This window comes from Clostridium rhizosphaerae, from assembly GCF_016765585.1.
Lineage (GTDB): Bacteria > Bacillota > Clostridia > Clostridiales > Clostridiaceae > Clostridium_AT > Clostridium_AT rhizosphaerae.
Genome location: NZ_JAESWC010000006.1, coordinates 1 through 1,331 on the forward strand (window position 1 = coordinate 1; position 1,331 = coordinate 1,331).

Annotated in this window: 1 pseudogene; it reads right to left on the reverse strand. The window is 36.3% G+C overall.

The annotated features are described in order from the left end of the window. A pseudogene (locus tag JK636_RS24210) lies at positions 1-1,197 on the reverse strand (IS110 family RNA-guided transposase); the annotation flags it as partial. Positions 1,198-1,331: the final 134 nt, after the last annotated feature.

Here is a 1,331-nt window from a genome sequence, read left to right on the forward strand (position 1 = left end):
CTTCAAAACCTAAATTTTCTAAAGATCTGATATTCTTATTTATTATCTTTTCTGCATTCATTGAAGTGAAATAATTGCTTCCTAAATCCATAAAGTGTTCTTTTTTCTTCAGTATATGGTAGATGGCTAAAAGCATACTATGAGCTATAGCTATAAGTGCCCTTTTTCCTCCGCGCCTCGCGGCTATCTTTGTGTACTTTGCATAGAAATAACTATCCTTGTGCCGTATTGCAGCTCTTGCACATTCTACGATAGTAGCCTTTAGAAACTTATTTCCTTTTCTTATCCTTGTACTTTTTTTCTTACCAGCACTTTCGTTACACTGAGGGACAATTCCTGCCCATGAGCAAAAGTGGTCCGCACTTATGAACTGTTCCATGTTAATACCAGTTTCAGCTATAATTCTTTCTGCACTTCTTACACCAATTCCAGGTATTTCATCAAGTAACTCTATATGCTCAGCTGCAAATTCTGTTTTTTTTTAATCTCTTCATCCATTTCTAGAATAGTATTTGAAATGAACTCTATATGTTCGATTTGGTGTTTGATAACTTGCATCTGATGTTTACCAATGCTTCCTTTTAGAGCCTTTTGAAGATCAGAAATTTTACTTAAAGCTCTTCCTTTTGCCAAATTACTTAAAGCTACAGGATCTGTTATTCCACTAACTATTGCCCTAAGTATATCCATTCCTGTTTGTCCACTTATATCTGTAATAACACTTCCCAGTTTGATATTGGCGCCTTCCAGAACTGATTGTATTCTATTTATTTCTCTAGCCCTTTCCTCAATGAGATCTTGTCTATATCGAATAATTTCTCTAAGTTCTCTTTGCTCACGATTAGGTATAAAGCTAGCCTTTACAAGCCCATGCCTAACTAAGTCTGCAATCCATTCAGCATCTTTTATATCAGTCTTCCTACCAGGTACACCTTTTATATGCTGGGCATTTACAACAATTACATTAACTCCCTCACTTTCTAAGATGTTATATACAGGTTTCCAATAAGAACCTGTGCTTTCCATGGCTACTATTTCACAATTCGTTTCCTTGACCCAAGATACTAATTCTAAAATATCATCTGTCATAGTCCCGAATTGACGGATCTCTTTTTTTCTGACACCCGTAAAAACACAAGCCATTAACATGTTCTTATGAATGTCAATCCCACAACACTGCTTATAAATTACGTCCATTAATATCTCTCCTCGTAATTATTTAAGCCAGCGCAGCTTCTTTCCTAATTGTTGGCTGTCCTGCGTGCTCATCATTTGATGGCGACAAAAAGTGGTACACTAAAGAAGCTGAATATCAGTCTGTCTCACGGACT